Annotated in this window: 17 protein-coding genes; 7 read left to right on the forward strand and 10 right to left on the reverse strand. The window is 61.3% G+C overall.

The window, feature by feature from the left end; genetic code table 11:
- Positions 1 to 67 precede the first annotated feature (67 nt).
- The gene (locus MHY87_RS02585; RefSeq protein WP_255726319.1) at positions 68 to 1,288 is read right to left on the reverse strand and encodes an adenylate/guanylate cyclase domain-containing protein; all 1,221 of its coding nucleotides are present in this window, start codon (positions 1,286 to 1,288) and stop codon (positions 68 to 70) included.
- Between the two features lie 128 nt (positions 1,289 to 1,416).
- Between MHY87_RS02585 and MHY87_RS02590 the strand changes: the two genes are divergently transcribed.
- Positions 1,417 to 2,037, forward strand: a complete 621-nt coding sequence (locus tag MHY87_RS02590) for a TIGR02466 family protein (RefSeq protein ID WP_239349070.1) — start codon at positions 1,417 to 1,419, stop codon at positions 2,035 to 2,037.
- Between the two features lie 57 nt (positions 2,038 to 2,094).
- Positions 2,095 to 3,171 carry a bifunctional transcriptional activator/DNA repair enzyme AdaA gene (locus MHY87_RS02595; RefSeq protein WP_239349072.1) on the forward strand — a complete coding sequence of 359 codons (1,077 nt, stop codon included), beginning with the start codon at positions 2,095 to 2,097 and terminating at the stop codon, positions 3,169 to 3,171.
- A gap of 7 nt (positions 3,172 to 3,178) precedes the next feature.
- On the opposite strand, the gene MHY87_RS02600 is transcribed toward MHY87_RS02595, so the two are convergent.
- Both MHY87_RS02600 and MHY87_RS02605 read right to left on the reverse strand, forming a co-directional pair.
- Positions 3,179 to 4,399 carry an MFS transporter gene (locus MHY87_RS02600; RefSeq protein ID WP_239349074.1) on the reverse strand — a complete coding sequence of 407 codons (1,221 nt, stop codon included), beginning with the start codon at positions 4,397 to 4,399 and terminating at the stop codon, positions 3,179 to 3,181.
- A gap of 136 nt (positions 4,400 to 4,535) precedes the next feature.
- A complete protein-coding gene (locus MHY87_RS02605; RefSeq protein WP_239349076.1) occupies positions 4,536 to 5,006 on the reverse strand; it encodes a YkgJ family cysteine cluster protein in 471 nt (156 codons plus the stop codon).
- Positions 5,007 to 5,256: 250 nt separating this feature from the next.
- On the opposite strand from MHY87_RS02605, the gene MHY87_RS18810 reads away from it, so the two are divergent.
- Positions 5,257 to 6,420: a CAP domain-containing protein gene (locus MHY87_RS18810; RefSeq protein WP_304611094.1), complete on the forward strand. Its 1,164-nt coding sequence runs from the start codon at positions 5,257 to 5,259 to the stop codon at positions 6,418 to 6,420.
- A gap of 41 nt (positions 6,421 to 6,461) precedes the next feature.
- Here the strand turns inward: MHY87_RS18810 and MHY87_RS02620 are convergent, their stop codons facing one another.
- Positions 6,462 to 7,736, reverse strand: coding sequence for a dicarboxylate/amino acid:cation symporter (locus MHY87_RS02620; RefSeq protein ID WP_239349078.1), 1,275 nt, complete (start codon positions 7,734 to 7,736; stop codon positions 6,462 to 6,464).
- 285 nt (positions 7,737 to 8,021) lie between these two features.
- Between MHY87_RS02620 and MHY87_RS02625 the strand changes: the two genes are divergently transcribed.
- Positions 8,022 to 9,089 (forward strand): serine hydrolase, encoded by a 1,068-nt coding sequence (locus MHY87_RS02625; protein ID WP_239349080.1) that lies wholly within the window; start codon positions 8,022 to 8,024, stop codon positions 9,087 to 9,089.
- Here MHY87_RS02625 and MHY87_RS02630 read toward each other — a convergent pair whose 3' ends face one another.
- The 6 genes from MHY87_RS02630 to MHY87_RS02655 all read right to left on the reverse strand — a co-directional run bounded on the left by MHY87_RS02630 (position 9,090) and on the right by MHY87_RS02655 (position 15,514).
- A complete protein-coding gene (locus tag MHY87_RS02630) occupies positions 9,090 to 9,530 on the reverse strand; it encodes a DUF1801 domain-containing protein (protein ID WP_239349082.1) in 441 nt (146 codons plus the stop codon). It lies immediately after the preceding gene.
- Positions 9,531 to 9,569: 39 nt separating this feature from the next.
- Positions 9,570 to 10,292 carry an LrgB family protein gene (locus MHY87_RS02635; protein WP_239349084.1) on the reverse strand — a complete coding sequence of 241 codons (723 nt, stop codon included), beginning with the start codon at positions 10,290 to 10,292 and terminating at the stop codon, positions 9,570 to 9,572.
- Positions 10,289 to 10,696: a CidA/LrgA family protein gene (locus MHY87_RS02640; RefSeq protein WP_239349086.1), complete on the reverse strand. Its 408-nt coding sequence runs from the start codon at positions 10,694 to 10,696 to the stop codon at positions 10,289 to 10,291. The genes MHY87_RS02635 and MHY87_RS02640 overlap by 4 nt, the downstream gene beginning before the upstream one ends.
- Before the next feature lie 54 nt (positions 10,697 to 10,750).
- Positions 10,751 to 12,751, reverse strand: a complete 2,001-nt coding sequence (gene rpoD / locus MHY87_RS02645; RefSeq protein WP_239349088.1) for an RNA polymerase sigma factor RpoD — start codon at positions 12,749 to 12,751, stop codon at positions 10,751 to 10,753.
- Positions 12,752 to 12,915: 164 nt separating this feature from the next.
- Positions 12,916 to 14,814 (reverse strand): DNA primase, encoded by a 1,899-nt coding sequence (gene dnaG, locus MHY87_RS02650; protein WP_239349090.1) that lies wholly within the window; start codon positions 14,812 to 14,814, stop codon positions 12,916 to 12,918.
- Positions 14,815 to 14,929: 115 nt separating this feature from the next.
- Positions 14,930 to 15,514 carry a helix-turn-helix domain-containing protein gene (locus tag MHY87_RS02655; protein WP_239349092.1) on the reverse strand — a complete coding sequence of 195 codons (585 nt, stop codon included), beginning with the start codon at positions 15,512 to 15,514 and terminating at the stop codon, positions 14,930 to 14,932.
- Positions 15,515 to 15,708: 194 nt separating this feature from the next.
- Between MHY87_RS02655 and MHY87_RS02660 the strand changes: the two genes are divergently transcribed.
- The 3 genes from MHY87_RS02660 to MHY87_RS02670 all read left to right on the forward strand — a co-directional run bounded on the left by MHY87_RS02660 (position 15,709) and on the right by MHY87_RS02670 (position 20,065).
- The gene (locus MHY87_RS02660; protein ID WP_239349094.1) at positions 15,709 to 16,203 is read left to right on the forward strand and encodes a fasciclin domain-containing protein; all 495 of its coding nucleotides are present in this window, start codon (positions 15,709 to 15,711) and stop codon (positions 16,201 to 16,203) included.
- A 394-nt stretch (positions 16,204 to 16,597) separates the two neighbouring features.
- Complete coding sequence (locus MHY87_RS02665) at positions 16,598 to 18,895, forward strand: calcium-binding protein (protein WP_239349096.1); 2,298 nt, start codon at positions 16,598 to 16,600, stop codon at positions 18,893 to 18,895.
- A gap of 432 nt (positions 18,896 to 19,327) precedes the next feature.
- Positions 19,328 to 20,065 carry a Crp/Fnr family transcriptional regulator gene (locus tag MHY87_RS02670; protein ID WP_239349098.1) on the forward strand — a complete coding sequence of 246 codons (738 nt, stop codon included), beginning with the start codon at positions 19,328 to 19,330 and terminating at the stop codon, positions 20,063 to 20,065.
- Positions 20,066 to 20,070 lie beyond the last annotated feature (5 nt).

Here is a 20,070-nt window from a genome sequence, read left to right on the forward strand (position 1 = left end):
ATCTAGCCGAGGCAGAGGCGTTCGTCACCCCCTTTTGACACAGAGTACCTCCCTGCCCTGCCCCCTTTCAAGGCCGGTAGACTTCGACCTCTTCCTCGAAGCCTTCGACGGCGTGCGCGCCCAGCGTATGGGGATTGCCCCACAGATGCTCCACGAAAGGCTTGGACATGAGCAGCGGCTCGCCGAGTCGCTTGTTGAGATCGGCGATGCGGCTTGCGAGATTCACGTCGCGCCCGATCACCGTGAAGTCGAGGCGCTGGCCGGAGCCCACATTGCCGTAGGCCGCATCGCCGTGATGCAGGGCGAAGCCCACATTGATCGGCACGGGAAACCGGCCTTCGTTGTTCGCGGCCTCGATGCGCCGCAGGGCGTTGGTGGCTGCGGTCAAAGCGGATTGCGCGGCGCCGCCCGTGTCGTCGCCGCGATCGCGCATGATGGCGAGCAATCCATCGCCCAGATATTTCAGCACCTCGCCGCCTTCGTCCTCGATGGGCGGCACGAGGCAGTCGAAATAGTTGTTCAACAATTCCACCGCGCTCTCCGGGCTCAACGAGGAGGAAATGCGCGTGTACTCGCGCATGTCCGCGAAGAGAATGGCGGAACGGATGCGCGTGACCTGCCCGCGCTGAATGGCGCCTGAGAGAATGGCCTTGTGCGGATCGTCGCCAACATAGATGCGCAGCACCTCGTCAAGACGGTTGCTGGTGGCGCGCAGTTCCGTGATGAGCGCGAAGGAAGGCATGACGAGGCGCAGGATCGTCAATCCATGCTTGCCGAAACCTTCAGGCGAACGCGTCGCGAGGGAGATTGCATTCTCCGCGCCGTTGGTGAAGTGGATCGGGATCGTGAGATAATAGCGGTAGCCCGCCTCTTTCAGTTCCGGAATGACCGGGAATAGATCGTCCGGCGTCTCGGCAAGATCGAGGAAGAGCCACTCGCCGGTGCGGTTCACATGAGCGAAGGGGCTTTTCTGATAGATCGCTTCGCGCCGGTCGCCGTGCGGCAGATAGCGGACGATCGTCCCCTCCTCCCGGGTCCAGAAGCGTCCGATCCCGGCATATTCGGAATGAAGCGCCTCGATGGCCGAGACGGCCCGGTCGATGGGCAGGCCGAGATCGATGAGCTGGGCAAGGAAGCCGCTCAGGACTTCGTTCGAATCCTCCATGCGGGCGGCCACGGTCACGAGCCAATCCCTGAGGGCGATGACGCGCGGCAGCGTTTCCGCATCGAGAGAGCGGGCGAGCGACAGGAGATCGTCCGGAAGGGCTGCCAGGGGAGAAACCGTCATCATAAGGCCAAGGTGTGTTGTCCCCACGGTTCCTTCAAGGCGCGGGGGCGCATGACTTGAGAAAAGATGCTATGCGCCCCAAAAGGGCAATCATTTTGACAGAGCCCCCGTCTTTGGAGAGCCGGACCATGCCAAGCATCGATACGCTTTTCGTCACCAAGGTCTACCGGGCGGAACTCGCCGGCACGAAGGCCGAGCGCCGCAACGATGAGCTCGAAGCCGCCTGCCTGTCCATCGCGGAAGACGACGAGGCCGGCCAGCGCTGGTGCGAGAAGAACGGCTATCCGGGCTACACCTCCTATGCCTCGCTCAACGACCTGCCCTGGCGCGTGCCGGTGTTCGGCGACCTTTTGAAGGATCTCGACAAGCATGTGGCGGCTTTCGCCAAGGAGTTGGAATTCGACCTCCAAGGCCGCAAGCTCGTCATGGACAGCTTGTGGATCAACATCCTCCCGCCCGGCGGCATTCATACGTCCCACATCCACCCGCATTCGGTGATCAGCGGCACCTATTACGTGACGATTCCGGAAGGCGCGAGCGCGCTCAAGCTCGAAGATCCGCGCCTCGGCTTCATGATGGCGGCCCCGCCCCGCAAGGCCAAGGCCAAGCAGGAGAACCGGCAGTTCGCCTATATGAAGCCCGCGCCCGGGACGGTGCTGCTGTGGGAAAGCTGGTTGCGCCACGAAGTGCCGCTCAACGAAGCGGAATCTGAGCGCATCAGCATCAGCTTCAACTATTCCTGGCAGTAAAAAATCGACGCCTCGTTTCCGGCGGCAGGGCTTCGCGGTTTAGGCTAAAACATTGGCATGACCCGCGATGACGACACACTCTACGCCGCCCTGATCGCCCGCGATCCTTCCTATGAAGGCTTCGCCTATGTGGGCGTGAAGACCACCGGCATCTTCTGCCGCCTGACCTGTGCGGCCCGCAAGCCGAAGCGCGGCAACGTCGTGTTCTTCGGCGCTTGCGAGGACGCGCAAGCGGCGGGCTTTCGGCCCTGCCTGCGCTGCAAGCCCCTCGACCGGCAGCGGCCGACGAGTGGAGCGTTCGAGACGCTGCGCGAAAAGCTGAAGGCCGAGCCCGAACGGCGTTGGAGCACCGAGGATCTGAAGGCCTTAGGCTACGACCCCTCCACCGTCCGCCGCGCCTTTCAGCGCGAATACGGCGTTACCTTCGCGCAATATGCGCGCTCTCAGCGATTGGGGATCGCCGTCAATCGTTTGCAGCAGGGAGGCTCCGTGATGGATGCGCAATTGGATTCCGGATACGAATCCGGCAGCGGCTTTCGCGAGGCGATCACCAAGCTCGTGGGCGATGCGCCGGTGCGCGCGACGGAGCGGCCCATCCTGACCGCGCAATGGCTCGACACTCCCATCGGCGCGATGCTCGCCATCGTGGACGATACGGGCGTGCATCTTCTCGAATTCGCGGAGCGCGCCGCTCTTCCGACCGAAATCAATCGCCTGAGAACCCGTGTCGGGCCGATCTGCTTCGGAACGCATCCAATGCTCGATGAGTTGGCCCGCCAGATTGAGCGCTACTTCTCAGGCCGGTCGCTTGCCTTCGACGTGCCCATCGTTCAGCGAGGCAGCGCTTTCGAAGCAACGGTGTGGGACGCCCTGCGGCAGATCCCCGTCGGCGACACGCGCAGCTATGGCGAGATCGCCCGCTTCATCGGACGCCCCGAAGCGCCGCGTGCCGCTGCGCGGGCCAACGGCGCCAATCAGGTCGCCATCATTATTCCCTGCCATCGCGTGATCGGCGCGGATGGATCGCTGACCGGTTACGGCGGAAAGATCTGGCGCAAGAAATGGCTGCTCGAACACGAGCGGCGTGTTGCGGTGTCCTCAGCGAAGAGAGAGCAAGCGGAGCCTGCTCTCTGATCTCGCTTCAGAAACGAGCCTTCTCGATCTTCGGCAGGAAGTATGTGAGCAAGCCGATGGCCGGTAGGAACGACACGATCTTGTAGACCGTCTCGATGCTCGTCAGGTCGGCGAGATGCCCGAGCACCGCCGCGCCCAATCCGCCCATGCCGAAGGAAAGGCCGAAGAACAGGCCTGCGATCATGCCGACGCGTCCGGGCACCAGCTCCGTTGCGTAGACGAGGATCGCTGAAAAGGCGGAAGCCAGCACGAGGCCGATGATGACGCTGAGCACAGCCGTCCAGAACAGGTTGGCGTAAGGCAGCATCAGCGTGAATGGCAGCACGCCGAGGATCGAAATCCAGATCACGTAGCGCCGCCCGATCCGGTCGCCGATGGGCCCGCCGATCACCGTGCCTGCGGCGACCGCGCCAAGAAACACGAAGAGATAGAGCTGCGAATCCTGCACCGACACCTGGAACTTGGACATGAGGTAGAAGGTGAAGTAGCTGGAGATGCTCGCCGTATAGAAGTTCTTCGAGAACACGAGCAGCATCAGGATCGTGATCGAAATGGCGACACGCTTTCTCGACAGGCTCGACAGCGAAGCGGAAGCTTTCGGCTTCGCCTTCAGTTCCGCGAGCTTTGCCCCATACCAGCGCCCGACATTGAACAGGATGATCATTGCGAGCAGGGCGACGACCGAGAACCAGGCGATGCTGGGCTGGCCGAAAGGCACGACGATGAAGGCGGCAAGCAGCGGCCCAAGCGCGGTACCCGCATTGCCGCCCACCTGAAACACGGATTGCGCCAGACCGTGCCGCCCGCCGGAGGCCATGCGCGCCACGCGGGAGGATTCAGGATGGAACACGGATGAGCCCATGCCGACCAAAGCGGCGCCCAAAAGCAGCAGCGGATAGGAGCTCGCGCGTGAGAGGGTGAGCAGGCCGATGAGCGTGAAGCCCATGCCGATGACGAGGGAATAGGGCTGCGGCTTCTTGTCCGTATAGGTGCCGACCAGCGGCTGCAGCAGGGAAGCCGTGAGCTGGAAGGTGAGCGTCAGGAAGCCGATCTGGCCGAAATCGAGATGGAAGTTCTCTTTCAGGATCGGATAGATCGCCGGCAGCAGGGACTGGATCAGATCATTCAGCAGATGGGAGACGCTGATCGCGGCGAGGATCGGAACGGTCACCCGCTCGATGGAGGCACGTGCAGGAGCGGCGGCAAAAGCGGGAGACTTGCTGTCCATTTGGCGTTCTTATGATTTAAGGCCAAGCTCCGCCGGGCCTGAAAAGGCACATTCGAGCTGGCTCTATACCATATTACGGCCTCAGAGCCTCACCTGCTCCTGCAAGGCAGGGTTGTTGCGTGGGCAAGGGGCTGCCCTACTTCTCATCCCATTCATAGACCCGCTCAGGCCCGTCCGCGTATTCCTCGACCTCTTCCTCCACCTCGTGGAAGGTGATCTTGATGAGGGGAATGACGCTCTCGTCGCCCTGGCTGCTCCGCTCGAAGCGCAGCACGTCGTAATAGGCGCAGCGCGAGCGGCCTGGATAGGAACGGCAGACCGCCGGGCGTCCGTGATAGATCGAGCAGCCACGGGTCTTCTGGTCGAGGAACATGCAGGTCTTCTCGAAGATCTTGTCCTTCACCCTCTTCAGCACGCGCTCGCCTTCGAAATCCGCCGTGTAGCGTTCGCGGGCCTCCTCGAAGGAAACGTTGAAATACTTCGCCAGCCGGGTGATGTCGCGCTTCGTCACCACCACGCGTTCATAAATCGAACAGCAGAAGGCCGGGCACTTGTTGCAGTCGAAATAAGTACGCGGCTGATCGTCCTTGATGACGCGTTCGGACATGACGGCTCCTCTACACCAGCGCTCATATCTATAGGAGCCGCCACGGCAATCCAGCACCCTTTCATAGATGCACACACTCATTCGCCTCCTCGGTGACAGGATGAAGGGCATCCTTACAGTCAAGGTTGAGAACGAATGCCTTGAAGTCCAACGGTTGCCACAAGTTCTTCCCAATTGAGAATTAACACCTGCGTCAAAGGGAGCGCGGATTCACCGGCCCCGAAAAGAACACGACAAGGGGCATTTCCTCATGGCACAAGCGACAGCTTACGAGCAGCTCATGCTCGAACTGGTGAATGCGGCGCGCGCTAAGGTCGGCGCACAGCCGCTCGCCTTCAACGGCAATCTCAACGCATCCACCGATTCCCACACGGACTGGATGATCGGAACCGATGCCTTCTCCCATACGGGCGTGAACGGCTCGACGCCGACGGAGCGCATGAAGAGCGCGGGTTATGTGTTCAGCGGTTCCTGGTCCTCGGCCGAGAACGTCGCCTGGGCGAGCCTTCGCGGCCCCGCAGGCTATCAGGACGAAGTGCAATTGCTGCACACCAACCTGATGAACAGCCCCGGCCACAAGGCCAACATCCTCAACGGCACGTTCCGCGAGATCGGCATCGGGTTCAACACGGGTTCCTATCAGGGCTGGGATGGTGCTTTCGTGACCGAGAACTTCGCGCGCTCAGGCTCGAAAGTGTTCCTGACCGGCGTCACCATGGACGATAAGGACGGCGACCGCTTCTACGATGTGGGCGAGGCGTTGAAGGGCGTGACGATCACTGCGGTGAGTTCCACAGGCGCGCGCTTCACCACCACGTCGGGAGCAGCCGGCGGATACAGCCTCGCGCTTCCGAGCGGCACCTACAAGGTCACCTATTCCGGCAGCGTCGTTCCGGTGGCAAAGCAGGTAACGATCGGCGAGAGCAACGTGAAGCTCGATCTCATCGATCCCGCTCTGGTGAAGGTGATCACCGGCACCACGGGTGCCAACACCCTCATCGGCACGTCGCGCGTCGACCTGATCAAGGGCAACGCGGGCAACGACAAGCTCTATGGCCGCACCGGAAACGACACGCTGCGCGGCGACAGCGGGAACGACAGGCTCTACGGAGAAGCCGGTCGTGACACGCTCGACGGCGGAACCGGCAACGACACCCTCAGCGGTGGCGCGGATGCGGATGTTTTCCGCTTCAGCGGCAACTGGGGCAAGGACAAGATCTCGGGCTTCCAGAACGGTCTCGACCGCATCGACCTGCGCGGCAATTCGCTGAATTTCAGCAAGCTGTCCATCAAGCAGGGCCATGGCGACGGTGACGGCATTGCCGATGACGTGATCATCACCGCCAACGGGCAGTCGATCACGCTGCTGAACGTGCAGAAGGCCCTGATCGGCGCCTCAGACTTCCTGTTCTGATCTCAATAAAAAAGGCGGGCATCAAGCCCGCCTTTTCGTTTTTACTCGGCAGCGACAAGAACCTGCTCGCCGCGCGGCGCAGCCGGGCTGGGCGCGCCGTCATAGACGGCCTGATCCAGAACGCGCTCTTCCTTCGCGACGATCACGGGCACGAGGATCTGGCCGGTGACGTTGGTCATGGTGCGCATCATGTCGACCACGCGGTCGATGGCGACGATGTAGCCGATGCCTTCGAGCGGCAGGCCCGCCGTGCTTAAGGTGAGCGTGAGCATCACGATGGACGTGCCGGGGACGCCCGCCGTGCCGAGCGAGCCCAGAACCGCAGTAAGGCCGATGAGCACATATTGCGTCAGCGACAGGTCGAGGCCGAAATACTGCGCGATGAAGATCGAGGCGATGGCGGGATAGATCGCGCCGCAGCCATCCATCTTCACATTCGCGCCGAGCGGCACGGCAAAGCTGGCATAGCTCTGCGGCACGCCGAGCTTCTCGACAGCAACGCGCAAGCTCATCGGCAGGGTGGCGAGGCTCGACGAGGTAGCGAACGCCATCTGCATCGCCGGAGCCGCGCCCTTGAAGAAGCGTCCCACTTTCAGGCCGTGGACCTTCAGCAAGCCGCCATAGACCACGACGATGTGGAACAGGCAGGCCAGATACATGGCCGCGATGAACTTGCCGAGCGGCAGCAGCGAGGCCAGACCATAGCGCCCGACGACCCAGGCGATCAGGCCGAAGGTGCCGATGGGCGTGAGCTGCAAAACCCAGCGCGTGATGCGGAACACGAGCGTCGCACCCTGATCGACAAGAGTGCGGATGCCCGCCGTCTTCTCGCCCAGCGACACGAGGGCAGCGCCCACGATGCCGGAGAAGAACAGAACCTGCAGCACATTGGTATCGGCCATGGCCTTGATCGGGTTCGTGGGCACGATGCCGATCAGCACTTCGAGCGGCGTCGGGATCGTGCGCGGCTTCACCTCGCCGAGCGGCAGGTTCGACAGCCCAATTCCCGGATCGATGAGATGGCCGAACGCGATGCCCACAAGGACCGCGATGGTTGAGGTCGCGATGAACCAGAACAGCGTGCGCAGGCCCAAGCGCGCCACGTTGCCGGCTTCCGCCAGCTTCGCCACGCTGGACGTGATGGTGAAGAACACGAGCGGAATCACGATCATCCGCACGAGGTTCAGGTAGATGTCGCCGAGAGGCTTGAACCAGGCCGTTGCCTGCTCCCCTGCCCAGAGACCGGCCAGGATGCCGAGCGCGAAGCCCACTGCGACCCGCTGCCAGAGGGGCCGAGAAAACCACGATTTAATCATGTGGATATTGCCTTATTTACAAGATTTCTTGCAGATAAGGCACAAAAACCCATAGCACAATTGCCACAGACGCAGGGCCGGACTGGCGACCTTGCATGGGTTGAACAGGTGCATTTTTCGGTGAAGTGGCTCCGGTTCACCGTCAGAAAATGCGGAAAACCAAAACAGAGGTGCTTCCACAGAAGAGGAAGCACCTCTCAAAACCTTCCTCACAATTCTGTGCGAAGACCAGCCTTGCCGGAACGTGTCATGTTCTCTGCCGCTTATCGGCAAGCATGAGGGAACATGACTGCCAAGCCTTCGCCCCTGATCTCAAGCGCTCTGAAATTGTGCCTGATCCTTGCGATGCTGGCAGCGCCGTCCTTTAAGGTTTCGGCGCAGACCTTCCCTGCCCCAATGGGCGCGCCGTCTCTCGACCAATCCGTTGAACGCGCCAAGGAGCTGGAGAATCTTCGTTCGCTCATCATTTCCCGCGATGGAAAGATTGTCGTTGAGCAAGCCTTCAAGGGCTCGAGCCTGGAGCGGCCCACCAACATCAAATCAGCGTCCAAGACCATTCTGTCCGCGCTCGTCGGCATCGCCATCGAACGCGGCGTTCTGAAAGGCGTCGATCAGCCGGTTGCGGAAATCCTCGCTGCCAACATTCCGCCCGATGCGGACGAGCGCGTGAAGCACATCACCATCGGCCATCTTCTTTCCATGCGCGCAGGCTTGGAGCGCACGTCGGGCCGCAATTACGGCGCGTGGGTGAGCAGCGGGAATTGGGTGCGCCATGTGCTCACGCGCCCCTTCGTGGACGAGCCCGGCGGACGCATGCTCTACTCAACGGGCAGCACGCATCTGCTCTCGGCCGCACTCACGCGCGCATCGAAGCGCAGCACGCTGGAGCTTGCGCGCGAATGGCTCGGCGAGCCGCTTGAAGTGCAAGTGCCGCCATGGACGCGCGATCCACAGGGCATCTTTCTCGGCGGCAACGAGATGGCGATGTCACCGCGCGCGCTCCTGCGCTTCGGCGAGATGTATCGCCAAGGCGGCATGATCGACGGCAAGCGCGTCGTGTCGGAGACCTGGGTGAAGCAATCCTGGGAGCCACGCACCTCTTCACCCTTCACCGGCGATGCTTACGGCTATGGCTGGTACATGCGCGACATGCGCGGGCATAGGGTTTACTACGCCTGGGGTTTCGGCGGACAGATGATCTATGTGGCGCCGAGTCTTAACATGACAATCGTCATGACATCCGATCCGACGGAACCTTCGCGCGAGGACAATTACATCGGCCAGCTTCACGCATTGGTCGCGGACAGCGTCATCCCCGCCCTGCGGTCGGATGAGGCAACCGGAAGCCTTTGATTACATGCGCTCGCCGGGCAATTGGCTGGCCTGCTTGACCCATTCAGAGAACTGTTTCTCGTCGAGAGCATCGTTCTCATGAATGTCGAGGTAGCGCACGTCCTTCTGCTTGGACTGGCCAGGAGGAACGGGCGTCAGCGACGTGCCGCGGAAGAACGCCACCTTCACGTATTTCGCGAAGCAGTGGAAGCTGATGAACCAGTTTCCTTCCTCTACGCCGTAGAACGGCGAGTTCCATTTCACCGCCTTACTCACATCAGGAACAGCGCTCACGATGATCGCATCGAGACGTCGCCCAAGATTACTCTTCCACCCCGGCATGGCGGCGATATAGGCCTGCACGGGCTCATCACCGTAGCCCTTCGCGATTTGCGGATTGCCGCCCGACAGCAGCACCGGCTGTGCGTGCGCAGGTTTACTTTTGGGTTTGGTCTCGGTCATGGGATCATCCTGCCGGTCAGCTTCGGACATGCAACGAGCCTAATCGAGCAGCAGCTTCAACACCAGCGGCAGCAGCAAGGCGGTGACGAGCGCGTTGAGCCCCATGGCGATGCCGGCGAACGTGCCGGCAAGCGAGTGCACCTGAAAGGCGCGCGCCGTGCCGATGCCGTGCGACGCAAGGCCCACGGCGAACCCGCGTGCGCGCCAATCCTTCATGCGAAGCGCGTTCATGAGCGGCGTCACCATGACAGAGCCGATGACGCCGGTGAGCATGATGAGAATGGCGGTGAGCGCCGGATCGCCGCCGAGTGTTTCCGTGATGCCCATGCCGACCGGCGCGGTGACGGATTTCGGCGCAAGCGAAATGAGGATGGATTTCGGCATGCCGAACACCTGCGCGACAATGACTGCCGAGGCGATGGCCGTGACGGAACCCACGATCAGCGCCGCCGCCATCGGCACGATGGCGCGCAGAACGATGCGGCGGTTTTCATAGAGCGGAATGGCGAGCGCGACGGTGGCGGGGCCGAGCAGGAAATGCACGAACTTCGCGCCTTCGAAATAGACGGGATACGACGTGCCCGTCACCCAGAGCACGAGCGCCACCGTGACGACGGACATCAAGACCGGATTGCACAGAGGATGCCGCCCGAACGCTTGCGAAATGCGGTCGGCGATCACGTAAGCACCGAGCGTCACCACGAGCCAGAGCAGCGGCGTCTGCGAAAGATAAACCCAGAGAGAGAAAGCCTGATCGCTCACCGCTTTTCTCCCCCTCTATCATCGTCCGATGTTTCCATGGACGATCCGCTGAGGCGCGACACCACGACGAACGTGACCACCGTCACCACGAGCGTGATGAAAGTCGAGACGATCAATGTCACCACAAGCCCAACGCCATACTCCTTGAGCACGTCGATCCGCTGCACCACGCCGACACTCGCCGGAATGAAGAGCAGCGACAGATGCGCAAGCAATCCCTTACCGGTTGAATCGAGCGCGCGCCCGAATTCCGGAATTGCCTTCCGCACCTTGTCCCGCACGCTCAGGAAAGCGAGCAGGAACAACATGCCGAGCACCGGCCCCGGCACAGGCCAACCGAACCCGCGCGCAACGACCTCGCCGAGCAATTGGCAAAGAAGAATGATGGTGAGGCTGATGATCATGACATCTTGCTTGAACGAAAAAGGCGGGCCTGAGAGCCCGCCTTTTGAATTCGCTTAGTTGTCCAGGAAGCTCCGCAGCTTCCGGCTCCGTGACGGATGCTTCAGCTTGCGCAGGGCCTTCGCTTCGATCTGGCGGATACGCTCGCGGGTCACCGAGAACTGCTGGCCGACCTCTTCGAGGGTGTGGTCGGTGTTCATGCCGATGCCGAAGCGCATGCGCAGCACGCGCTCTTCACGCGGCGTGAGCGAGGCGAGAACGCGGGTGGTGGTCTCGCGCAGGTTCGACTGGATCGCCGCGTCGATGGGCAGGATCGCGTTCTTGTCCTCGATGAAGTCGCCGAGGTGTGAATCCTCCTCGTCGCCGATAGGCGTTTCGAGAGAGATCGGCTCCTTCGCGATCTTCAGAACCTTGCGCACCTTTTCCAGTGGCATGGCAAGCTTCTCGGCCAGCTCTTCCGGGGTCGGCTCGCGGCCGATCTCGTGCAGCATCTGGCGCGAGGTGCGGACGATCTTGTTGATCGTCTCGATCATGTGCACCGGAATACGGATCGTGCGGGCCTGATCCGCAATGGAACGCGTGATCGCCTGCCTGATCCACCACGTGGCGTAGGTCGAGAACTTGTAGCCGCGGCGGTACTCGAACTTATCGACCGCCTTCATGAGGCCGATATTGCCCTCCTGGATCAGGTCCAGGAACTGAAGGCCGCGGTTCGTGTACTTCTTGGCAATCGAGATCACGAGGCGCAGGTTCGCCTCGATCATTTCCTTCTTCGCCTGGCGTGCTTCGCGCTCGCCCTTCTGCACCATCATGACGATGCGGCGGAATTCCTGGATCTCCAGGCCCGTCTCGCTCGCCAGATTGTGGATGTTCTCGCGCAGGTCGTGGATGCCGTCCTTCGCCTTGGCGACGAAGTCTTTCCAGCCCTTGCCGCCGAGCTTGGAGACGCGCAGCACCCATTTCGGGTCAAGCTCCCAGCCCTGGTAATGCTTGAGGAATTCCTCGCGCGCGACGCCGTGGCTTTCGGCCAGGCGCATCAGGCGGCCCTCATGCGAGATGAGGCGCTTGTTGATGTCGTAGAGCTGCTCGACGAGCGCTTCGATGCGGTTGTTGTTGAGCGACAGCGACTTCACGGAAGCCACGATGTCCGACTTCAGCTCGCGGTACTTGCGCTCCTGGGCCGGGGTCAGCTGCTTGTTCTGCATGCGCTGTTCCACATGCTCGACCTGCAGGCGGCGCAGCTTCTTGTAGTTGTCGGCGATGGAGTCGAAGGTCTCGAGAACGCGCGGCTTCAGCTCGGCTTCCATAGCCGAGAGCGACACGTTGTTCTCAAGGTCGTCGTCGTCCATCTCGCCTTCCGGCGGGGTCATTCCCTCTTCGCCCTCGGCGGCAGGCTCTTCCTCGGCTTCACCCTCGCCGAGCGCATCGACCTTGGGCGCGCCCTTGCCGTCGGGGCCGGCGTAAGTCGCCTCGAGATCGATGATGTCGCGCAGCAGCACCCGGGCGTCGACGAGCTCGTCGCGCCAGATGATGATGGCCTGGAAGGTCAGCGGGCTTTCGCAGAGGCCCGCGATCATGGCCTCGCGGCCGGCCTCGATGCGCTTGGCGATGGCGATTTCGCCCTCGCGCGACAGAAGCTCGACCGAGCCCATCTCGCGCAGATACATGCGTACCGGGTCGTCCGTGCGATCGGTCGGCTCCTTGGTCGTCGTCTCACGGACCGCGACGGCGCGGGTCTGCGAGGCCTCGACGAGATCGCCACCCTCGGCCTCATCTTCCTCGGCCTCGGCCTTCTCGCCCTCTTCCGTCTCTTCCGACTCGACGACGTTGATGCCCATTTCCGAGAGCTGGCCGAGCACGTCCTCGATCTGCTCCGAGGAGAACTCCTCCGGAGGCAGAACCTCGTTCAGCTCGTCATAGGTCACATACCCGCGCTTCTTCGCGAGCTTGATCATCCGTTTAACGGCGGCATCGCTCAGGTCGAGCAGGGGCCCGTCGCTCGTTTGCTCCGGAGCCGTCGTCTCGCCTTCGTCCCGTTCGGTCGCCTTCGTCGCCATGCTTTGCCTTACTCCGGCGCCCCATGTGTCCCCCCAGCGGAACCCACGATGCGCGAATGGGCAGCAAGGCTTGTGAGCCTGGCCACCCGAAAATCCCTGACCAATAAACAGCAAGTCAATTGACTAACCGTTAACCATCTCCTGCCCTGCAGTGGGCTAAATCCCTAGAAACCGGCTCCCCCAGCGGACCCGTTCTTGTCCATGTCGGCCTCGGCACCCTCAACGGAGGACAGTTGGTTTTGGACCTCTCGCAGCCAGGCGAGATTGGCCTCGTTGTCCTCTTCGGCAAGTGCGCGCTCCGCGGCTCGAAGTTCGCTATGTAACGTGCGCGCACGGCGATGCAAGGTGATGGCTTGCCTCAATGCGTCCTCTAGCCGCAACGGATCCGCATGCGGATCGAGCATCCAACGGTCGCCGGGGCGCACCATGGCGGTGAGCCTGTCGGCTGCCTGGGCCAGCCCGGCCCGCTCTAAGCGGGCCTGCATTACGGTAGGATCGGCGGGTTCGCCGCTGGCGGCGCCATCCAGCAGGAGACTGCGCATCATCTGGGCGCTGCGTCCCTCAAGTTCAAGATCCGCAAGGGTTTCTGCGTGATTTTGAATGAGCTCCGGATGGATCAGGAAGGTGCAGAGGATCATCGCCTCGCGGGGGCTTTCCGCCGTGCCGCCCGTGAAGAGTGGGCTCCTCGCCAAGAGCGGCGACACGCTGAGACGGGCGCTCGGTGTCGTTGGGGCAGGCCCTCTGAAATCGCGCCGCCCTCCCCCGCCCTGGCGGTTGAAACGGTTCGCACGGGAATTCGGATTGAGGGCCGCAATCCGGCTTTCGACCTCCTCCCGGTAGTACCGTTTGAGGGTTTCGTCGCGAATCAGTGCAAGTGATTCGCGCAAGCGCCGCTCCAGTGACGCTCTCTGCTCAGGCGTATCGAGGGGACCGGCCTCGGTCTCCCGCGCCCAGAGAATGTCCACCAGGGGCTTGGCCGTGGCGAGAACCCGCTCGATGGCGCTCCGCCCGCCCGAGCGGGCCAAGTCGTCCGGATCCTGCCCCTCGGGCAGAAGGGCGAAGCGCAAGGATTTGCCGGGGCTCAGGTTCGGCAAGGCCGTGTCGAGGGCGCGATAAGCAGCGCGCTGGCCCGCCTTGTCGCCGTCGAAGCACAGGATCGGGTCTTCGGAGAGACGCCAGAGAAGCGTAAGCTGGTCCTCGGTCAGCGCCGTTCCGAGCGGGGCGACCGCATTGGGAAAGCCCGCGACGGAGAGCGAGATCACGTCCACATAGCCTTCGACCGCGATCACCGTGCCCTTGTCGTGCGCGGGCTGGCGGGCGAGGTGGTAGTTGTAGAGAAGCCGTCCCTTGTTGAAGAGCGGCGTATCCGGCGAGTTCAGGTATTTCGCAGGCACATCGGCGGCCATGGCGCGTCCGCCGAAGGCGATCACGCGGCCACGCACATCGCAGATCGGGAACATCACCCGGTCGCGGAAGCGGTCGTAAGGAACCTTCACGTCCTCGGCTGAGATCAGCAGGCCCGCCTCCACCATCATCTCGATGGAGATGCCCTTCTCGGCCAGATGATCGCGCAACGCGAACCGCTCCGGCGGCGCATAGCCGATGCGAAAGCGCTTCTGCGTGTCGGGGCTCAACGAGCGCCCGGCGAGATAATCGCGCGCCTTCATGCCGTGGCGGCCCTGAAGCGAAGCCTCGAAGAACGCTGCGGCCAGTTCCATGGCGTCATAAAGCGTCTTGCGCTTGACCTCCTCGGCCCGATCCTCCGGCGTGAGCTTGGGCAGCGGCACTCCCGCCTCCGCCGCCAGCCGCTCGACCGCTTCGGGGAACGAAAGCCCTTCCGTCTCCATGACGAAGGTGAAGATGTCGCCGTGCTTGCCGGAGGAGAAGCAATGGTAGAACTGCTTCTGGTCGTTCACATAGAAGCTCGGCGTCTTCTCCGCATTGAACGGCGACAGTCCCTTCCACTCCCGCCCTGCCTTCTTCAGGCGAACGCGCTTTCCCACGACAGCCGAAACCGGCAGCCGGGCGCGGATCTCTTCGAGGATCTGGGGCGGGTAGCGCAAGGTTAAGCGAACTCCAAACCTGCTCCATAAACTAGGGCGGCGGAGATGAGGTTAAAAACGCCGAAGCCAAGCTATTCTTTGCCCATTATTCACAGGGACAGTTCCCGCGCTCCCCTTATGGCACTGTTACGACGATGGCTGAGCAGGAGTCGGGTTCGTCGCACCGGTAGCTGTGCGGTGCGCCGGAATCGAAATAGATCGCATCGCCCTCGTCGAGGACGAAGTCGCTGCCGGCGATGCTGAGAGCAAGCCGTCCCTTGATGACGTAAACCAGCTCCGCGCCATCGTGCTGATGCGGCTGCGACTCGTTCGATGAAGCGGGAAACTCCGCATAATAGGCCTGCATCTTGCGGTCGGTGACGGGGAAGTCGAGGCTCTCGAAGAAGTAGGACGGCATGTCGTTCCGCTGCCTGTCCGGCAGGCGCAACCGCTCAGCCTTGCGCACCACCGCGACCTTGGGCCGGTCAGGCGCCTCCGCAAAGAAATGGTCGAGCCCGACCCCGAAGACCATGGCGATGCGCAGCAGGGTCGGCAGGGTCGGAATGAGCTGCCCGCGCTCGATCTTGGACAGCATGGCCGGAGAGAGACCCGTATGGCCCCCGAGCTGCACGAGGCCGAGCTTCTTCGCCTGGCGCAGCACGCGAATCTTGGTGCCGATCTCGTATTGCCCCAACCCGTCAGCCAGCGTCTCCGACAGCATCCAGCGCCTCCGTTTTCACCTGAATGAATTTAGGTCATGTCTTTTTTACTCTAAAGAAAATCAATGTTCATGTCACGATAATTTGAGTATTGAGAAAATCAATTTGCACCATAAGAAATAGTCAGAGGCCAGCAAAAATGGCTCTCCCCGGTCGCCGAGGAGCGACCGAGCCACCTGTGCAAGGAGCATGAACGATGAAATTCGAAATCAGGAATCTGGCGATCGCAACGGTTGCGGCTCTTGGAATCGTCGCCGGGGGCTCAAGCGCCCGTGCAGCCGATATCGTCGATACGGCCGTGTCCGCCGGCCAGTTCAAGACCCTTGCGGCCGCGCTGACACAAGCGGGTCTCGTCTCCACCCTCAAAGGCTCCGGACCCTTTACGGTCTTCGCCCCCACGGATGCCGCCTTCGCCAAGCTGCCCGCCGGAACGGTCGAGAACCTTCTGAAGCCGGAAAACAAGGACAAGCTCACCGCCATCCTCACCTACCACGTCGTCCCGGGAAAGGTGACGGCGGCCGACGTCGTCAAGCTCCAGCAGGCAAAGACGGTGAACGGCAAGGCGCTGAAGGTCAGCGCGAAAGGCTCGGGCGTCATGATCAACGACGCCAATGTGACGAAGACAGACATCGCGGCGTCGAACGGCGTTATCCACGTCGTCGATACCGTGATCCTGCCGCCGAACAACTGACGCCTCTGCCTGGAGCGTCCCCAACGGCGCTCCAGGCTCCTTCTCGACTCTCCGATACCGTTCAGGGGCCGTTTGTCGGAGGCTGGCATTCGGAGCGCGTGAATGCACGAGAACCTCGGCTTTTCCGTGCCGCGATCGAGAGCCTCAGGAGCCTGCATCATTTCAAGCGCCCTCACGGGCGCTTTTTCTTTTTGTCAGCCCTGCTTTGTCGGTGACGTGAGGTCTCTAAGCGGGGCTGAAGTCAAAGCTCGGAAAGATGCTTGTTCTTCGTTTGTGCTTGACAATAAAACTATACGTTGTTTCATTACAACCTATAGGCGCACTGAAGGATATGATCCAGCTCCGGTTGTAAAAGAGCGCCTATGAAAACCGGTGCCGCGATAAAGGAAAATGCATGCCGAACGAGATCACGCCGGCCATCACCGACGCTCTGTCAGCCAATGTCCTGGATGACGTTTCTGTCATTGAATCGAGAGCACAAACCCGATTCTACAACTGGAATGCTCTCTCCCCGTCCTGGCAGTCTCCCGCTCCATGGCTGACAACGCATTTCTCCTTCGCGGGCTCGGTCGTCGTCGGGACCGCAGATGGCGAATGGCTCGTCGGCGGCGATGGCGATGATACCATCGACGGCGCAGGCGGTGCCGACACGATGGTCGGCTCCAAAGGGAATGACACCTACATCGTGGATAATGTCGGTGACGTCGTGGGCGAAAATCCTGGTCAGGGAATCGATCACGTCATTGCATCAGTGAGCTACACTCTGGGCAACAATGTCGAGAACCTCACGCTGACAGGCGGCTCCGCCTTTATCGGACGCGGCAATACGCTCGACAACCAAATCATCGGCAACGCTCTCGACAACACCCTGCTCGGCGATGCCGGTGACGACACCCTCGACGGTGGAATCGGCATCGATACGATGGTCGGCGGCATAGGGAACGATGTTTACTACGTCGATGACATCAACGACTTCGTCCTGGAGAATGCAGGCGGGGGTATCGATACGGTTTTCTCTTCTGGCGAGGAGTATAATCTCGCCGACAATATCGAAAACCTTACCCTGACAGGTTCCGCCATCATCGGACGCGGCAACGACCTCGACAACCTGATCATCGGCAATGCGGAGTGGAACTGGTTGAACGGCGGTGCAGGGGCCGATACGCTGATCGGAGGCGCGGGCAATGATACTTATTACTTCGTCAACCTCGACGATGTGGTGATCGAGAACGCCGACGAGGGCTATGACACCATCGTCACAACGATAAGCTACACGTTAGGCGATCATATCGAGAGTCTTGTGTTAAGAGGGCCTGGCTTAGCGGGCACCGGCAACGATCTTGATAACCATCTGCTCAATGCAATGTCCACGGATGGCGATTACACGACGCTCGATGGCGGCGCAGGCAATGATCTCATTGAGGGCAATGGTTCCTACTCGGTCTATATCGGCGGCTCAGGCAACGATACGATCAGGGGCGGCAGCGGTCACTCGCTCTACGTCGGCGGCTCAGGCGATGATAGCATCATCCTGTTCAGCTCAGATAATACGCTGGTCGGCGGCAGCGGCGATGACTTTTATTACGTCAGCGACTTGGACCATATCATTATCGAGAATGCGGGCGAAGGCATCGATACCGTCCAGGCTTACGGCAGAAGCATCACGTTGAGTGATCATGTCGAAAATCTCGAATTGTACTCTCCACCCTCGGGCTTCGTCGCCAAAGGCAATGACGAGAACAATATAATCCAGGTATATCACCCGGACGGCTCCGGCACGTTGGATGGAGCTGCCGGCGACGATTATCTGGTAGCGGTCGTATACGCATATGTGGACCACGTCCTGATTGGCGGTTCAGGCGTGGACACGATGTCCGGGGGCATGGGCAACGACACTTACTATGTCGACAATGAACTCGACGAGGCGTATGAGGATTCGTGGTTCAGTGGCGGGTACGACACCGTCATTTCTCATGCGAATTATACCCTGTTGACCGCAATCGAAGAGCTTCAACTCCAAGGCTCCGCAATCTCGGGCACCGGCAACGCGCTCGACAACAAGATTGTCGGCAATGCCTTGGCAAATAACCTTCGGGGAGAAGCCGGCAACGACACGCTCGATGGCGGCGCAGGCAACGACACGATGGCGGGCGGCAGCGGTGACGACACTTACTATGTCAACAGCACCGCGGATCGCGTCACCGAGCTGGCATCGGAAGGAACCGATACGATCCATGCCTCAGTCAGCTGGACGCTCGGCGCCAATATGGAAAATCTCGTGCTCACGGGCAGTGCCACGAGAGGCGTCGGCAACGCGCTCAACAATGTCATCCAGGGCACCAGCGCCAACAACAATCTGAATGGCGGCAGCGGCTCCGACACGCTGACGGGAGGCGCGGGCGAAGATCAGTTCGTGCTGACCCGTGGGCATGCCGGCGTCGACACCATCACCGACTTCGTGCATGGCACGGACCAGATCGTGCTGAGCGGTTTCGATTTCTCTTCTCTCGAGGATGAATACACGCTGGTGATCGACGGCGGCCCGGTCGATGAAGTCGCCACGCTGCTCTACAACAGCACGACAGGCGTTCTCTCCTTCGATGAGGATGGAACCGGCGGGGCCGCAGCCATCCAGTTGGCGCTGCTTTCGACCAAGCCAGTCCTGACCGCCTCGGACTTCATCCTGATCTAAAGGCTGCGTCACAGCTTTCAGCTTGCCGCCCAAGGGCGGCAAGCATCGTCACAAGACCTATCTCCCAGCCAAGTCACGGCTGCCGAGAGGCACGATCTCGCCAGGAATGCCCACGACGGGATCGACCAAATGAACGCTGCTCACTCAAATCCTTGTCGACGGATCACGGATAGGGACAAGCCGTAGCTTTCATACGATGCAAGCGCGCCAGCGAGAACCGACTCCAGGGAAAGATAGAAACGGCTTAACCATATCATCCCCGGAAACCCTGGGGATGATTGTCGCCATTCGGCATGCCACTTCGCACACCCTGAAGGGAACCAGGTCTTCGGCCTGATGTTCTCCCGGCAAAAGCCCCCAGAGGCGCAGCATCCATGGGAGCGACATCGCATTCATGCTCTCGCCTGGGGCTTCGTGCCGAGGTGATTGATCATGATCGACCATCGAGAGAACTTGCTCCTTGCCGGGTTGGAACCCGACGATTTCGCGGCCCTCGAACCCAAACTCGAGCTTGTCGAATTACCCCCCGGGCAATCCCTTTATGAGACCGGCCAGAGCGTGAACCATGCGTATTTTCCGCATGACGCGATGATTTCCCTGGTGACGATCCTGAACGACGGCGGCACGGTCGAGATGGCCGTTTTCGGACGCGAAGGCGTTGTCGGATTTGCCAGCGCGTTGACCACGCGGGCGGCGCTGGGCCGTTATCTCGTTCAATTGCCCGGAACCGCCTCGCGGCTGCCGGTGGAAATTCTCATCGAAGCCTTCGACACCCGCCCGAACCTTCGCCTCCTGTTTCTCCGCTACATCGAGGGATTGCTGTCGCAAACCTTCAGGCTCACGGCCTGCAATGCGGTTCACGGCGTCGAAGCGCGCTGCTGCCGCTGGCTGTTGACGGCCCATGACCGCGTCGGACGCGACGAGCTGCCGCTGACGCACGAATTCCTGGCCGAGATGCTCGGCGTGCAGCGCCCCACCGTGAGCATCATTCTGCGCACGCTTCAGACCGCCGGTCTCATCACGCAGCGGCGTGGCATCATCGTGATCGCCGACCGTCAGGGAATCGAAGAAGCAGCCTGCGAGTGCTACGGAAGTATTCAGGAGCGTTTCAGCGATTTGGGATTCCACTTTACCAAGCGAAGCGGAGCAGTACCATCCACAATGGCTTAAATTAA

The organism is Microvirga sp. ACRRW (genome assembly GCF_022346925.1).
Classification (GTDB): Bacteria; Pseudomonadota; Alphaproteobacteria; order Rhizobiales; family Beijerinckiaceae; genus Microvirga.